Below are 3,375 nucleotides of genomic sequence, written 5' to 3' on the forward strand. Positions count from 1 at the left end.
GTCGTGCAGACCAACAGCTCAGGCGCGCTTCCCATCGTCACGCTCATCGCGTTGCTGATGGGCATCATCATCGCGTTCCTTGGCGTCGTGGTGTTGAAGCGCTTCGGCGCCGGGTACTACGTGTCGTACCTCGTAGGCTTCGGTATGCTGCGCGAAATGGGCGCCCTCATGACGGGTATCATCATTGCCGGTCGAACCGGTGCCGCCTTTGCCGCCGAACTGGGCAGCATGAAGATTACCGAAGAGATCGACGCCTTCACCACGCTGGGTATTTCACCCATCGAGCATCTCGTGCTGCCGCGTGTGCTCGGCATTTTCATCATGATGCCGCTTCTCACGATCTACGCCGACTTCATCGGTATCCTCGGCGGAATGATGGTGTCGGAGATGTTGCTCGATCTCTCGTACAAACAGTTCATGAGTGGCATGCTGCAGGCCGTGACGCTCTCCGACGCACTGCTTGGCGTGGTCAAGGGCACGATCTTCGGATTGATCGTGGGCGTGTCGGGCACGATAAAGGGATTACAGGGCGGCTCGGACGCCGGCGCGGTCGGACGCGCGGCAACGGCCGCCGTCGTCCTGGGCATCACGCTGATCATCACCGCCAACGCCGTTGTGGATTGGCTCGCGGCGGTGCTCGACGTATGACCGCAACCCATGCCTCGCCGTCGCCCGCTGCGCGCTCGACGCGCAACGATGTACCCGCGATCGAAGTCCGCGGCCTCACCATGATGTACGGCGACCGTGTCATCATGCGCGATCTCACCTTCAGCGTGGCGCGCGGCGAGGTCTTCGTCCTCATGGGCGGCAGCGGCAGCGGCAAGAGCACGCTGCTCAAGCATCTCATCGGGCTCAAGGCGCCGGCGAAGGGTCAGATCCGCTTCGACGGCGAAGATTTCGCCATCGACGACGACGTTGTGCGCAAGCGTGCACTTCGTCGCATGGGGGTGCTCTACCAGTACGGTGCACTCTGGAGTGGGCTTACACTCGCCGAGAATGTGGCGCTGCCGCTCGAAGAGTTCACGGACCTCGATGCGGACACGATCGCCGAGGTCGTCTCACTCAAGCTCGCGCTCGTCGGGCTGCGTGGCTTCGAGGCGTTCTACCCGTCGGCCCTCAGCGGTGGTATGCGCAAGCGTGCTGCACTCGCCCGCGCGACCGCCCTCGACCCCGACGTGCTTTTTCTCGACGAGCCGTCGTCCGGGCTCGATCCCATCAGCGCAAGCCGACTTGACGATCTCATTCTCGAGATCAAGGCCAGCTTCGGAACCACCATCGTCGTGGTCACCCACGATCTCGAGAGCATTTTCCGGATCGCCGACCGAGCGCTGTTCCTCGATATCGAAGAGCTAACCATGACTGCACTTGGTCCGCCGAAGGAGTTGCGCGACGATCCGCCTACCCCGCACGTGCACCAGTTCCTCACCCGCAGCAGTGAAGGTGTTTGATGAGTATCCGCGCGAATCCCACCGCTATCGGGCTCTTTCTCATAGGTGCGCTCGCCATCGTGATCGTCGGCGTCGCGGTCCTCGCGTCAGCCACCTGGTTTCAGTCGCGTACCACGTTCATCAGCTTCTTCCCCGAATCGGTGAACGGCCTGGAGAATGGGGCACCCGTGAAGTTTCAGGGTGTGCCCGTGGGGCGCGTCACCGCGATCAACATTCAGATCGATCCGCGCGACGATTCCTTCCAGGTGCCCGTGGAGTACGAGATCGATCTGCCGCGTCTCACGACGTCGCATGGGACGTTCGTGAATCTCGAGGATACGCTCGTACTGAAGCAACAGATCAAGAAGGGGCTGCGTGCGCAGCTCCAGATGGAGAGCTTCGTGACCGGCGTGCTGTATCTCGAGCTCGCGTACCGGCTGGATTCCGCGCCGCCACGCCTGTATGCCACCGACTCGACACTCTATCCGCAGATTGCCACCTCGCCGTCGCTCATGGCGGCCATCGGCGGCGGTGCGGGCAGCCTGCTCTCGGAGATGTTGAAGATCCTGAACCGCGTCAATGGCATGCTCGGTGACGTGAACATGCGCGAGATCAACACGGCAGTCGTGCAGTCGTCGAAGGCCGTGCAGCAGCTGATGGAGTCCCCGGAACTCCGCGCAACGCTGCGCGAAATGCCCGGCGCCACGGCGCAGTTCAATCGAACGCTGGCCGAAGCCGAACGGCTGACACTGCGGGCGGGCGTGGCGCTCGATTCGATACAGCCGGGCGTGAAAGGCGCGAGTACCGAGGCGGTGGCCACACTACAGGAGCTGCGCAAAACGCTCGAGGAAGCACACAGTCTGATGTCGGCCGACACCGGGCCGGGGTACGCGCTCACGGGTGCGCTCACGAGCATGCGGGAAGCCGCCGATGCCTTGCGTGTGCTCATCAACTCGCTCGAGCAGAACCCCGATATGTTGATGCGCGGCAAGAAGCCCCCGGCAAAGAGGTGACCACGAGATGATCATGCGAACCAGTATCCACACAGCGCGAGTGGTGCTCCCCGTCGCCGCGCTCCTACTCGGCGGATGCTTCAAGCTGGCGCGCGAGTCGCCCCCGCTGCGACAGTACGTGCTGAGCGTGGCTGCGCCGCCTGGCACCACGGCCGATGCACCGACCGGTAGCGCCACGTCACCGCGCGCGCCCGCGTCGCTCACCGTCGGACTGCGGCGCGTAGACCTCGCGGCGTATCTGTCCGTGCCGTACATCATCATGCGGCGAGGGACGAGTGAGCTTCTGACATCCGAATTTCATCGCTGGGGCGAGGATGTCGGTGACGGCATCAATCGCGTGGTGGCGGCGAATCTCGCCGGGTCGCCCCTGCTGCGTGCGGTCGAGGTTGCACCTTGGCCGCTCGCGTCACGGCACAACTTTCTGGTGCAGCTGCACGTAACGCGCTTCGAGGGCGTCGCCGACTCGGCAGCCACCGAGGGTCGCGTGCAGGTCACCGCTGGCTGGGAGATCATCCGTCCGTTCGACGGGAAGGTGCTGCTGCGCGGCCGTACCGACGATCGCCGCGAATCGTGGCGCGTGGGTAACTACACCGGCCTCGTGCGCGGGCTCGATGCGGCGCTGCAGCGCATGGCGCGTGATATCGGCACCTGCCTGGCGCGATTCCCGAATGACTCGACGCCGCCCGCAGCGTGTGTGGCAGCGGATTCTGCCGGTGGCGCTACCGAGAGTCCTTTCGATGCCTCGCGAAACAGATAACGCGGAGGCGCAGAGAGCGCAGAGGCGCAGAGAATGCAACCGTGTTTCTCTGCGCCTCTGCGCTCTCTGCAGCTCTGCGTGATCTGTTCTGTGGATCAGCGAGGTCGAGGACTCACTCCCCCAATACCGACTGCGCGATCGCATCGAGCCCGCCACGCAGAGGATCGCCCACCGGCAC

Annotated in this window: 4 protein-coding genes; all 4 read left to right on the forward strand. The window is 64.0% G+C overall.

Features of this window, described 5'->3' with window-relative positions; all coding sequences use genetic code 11:
• A partial coding sequence (locus ACESNG_RS15420; RefSeq protein WP_373069642.1) for an MlaE family ABC transporter permease occupies positions 1 to 648 on the forward strand: 648 nt, incomplete at its 5' end.
• Positions 645 to 1,448: an ABC transporter ATP-binding protein gene (locus ACESNG_RS15425; protein WP_373064596.1), complete on the forward strand. Its 804-nt coding sequence runs from the start codon at positions 645 to 647 to the stop codon at positions 1,446 to 1,448. The genes ACESNG_RS15420 and ACESNG_RS15425, both read left to right, overlap by 4 nt.
• Positions 1,448 to 2,440, forward strand: coding sequence for an MlaD family protein (locus ACESNG_RS15430; RefSeq protein WP_373064598.1), 993 nt, complete (start codon positions 1,448 to 1,450; stop codon positions 2,438 to 2,440). Before ACESNG_RS15425 ends, ACESNG_RS15430 begins: the two co-directional genes overlap by 1 nt.
• Positions 2,441 to 2,453: 13 nt before the next feature.
• Positions 2,454 to 3,197 (forward strand): membrane integrity-associated transporter subunit PqiC, encoded by a 744-nt coding sequence (locus ACESNG_RS15435; RefSeq protein ID WP_373064600.1) that lies wholly within the window; start codon positions 2,454 to 2,456, stop codon positions 3,195 to 3,197.
• Positions 3,198 to 3,375: the final 178 nt, after the last annotated feature.

The organism is Gemmatimonas sp. (assembly GCF_041689975.1).
Classification (GTDB): Bacteria; Gemmatimonadota; Gemmatimonadetes; order Gemmatimonadales; family Gemmatimonadaceae; genus Gemmatimonas.

Coding starts and splice junctions, on each gene's coding strand:
- ACESNG_RS15425 (WP_373064596.1), top strand. CDS start 645: ATGACCGCAACCCATGCCTCGCCGTCGCCCGCTGCGCGCTCGACGCGC.
- ACESNG_RS15430 (WP_373064598.1), top strand. CDS start 1,448: ATGAGTATCCGCGCGAATCCCACCGCTATCGGGCTCTTTCTCATAGGT.
- ACESNG_RS15435 (WP_373064600.1), top strand. CDS start 2,454: ATGCGAACCAGTATCCACACAGCGCGAGTGGTGCTCCCCGTCGCCGCG.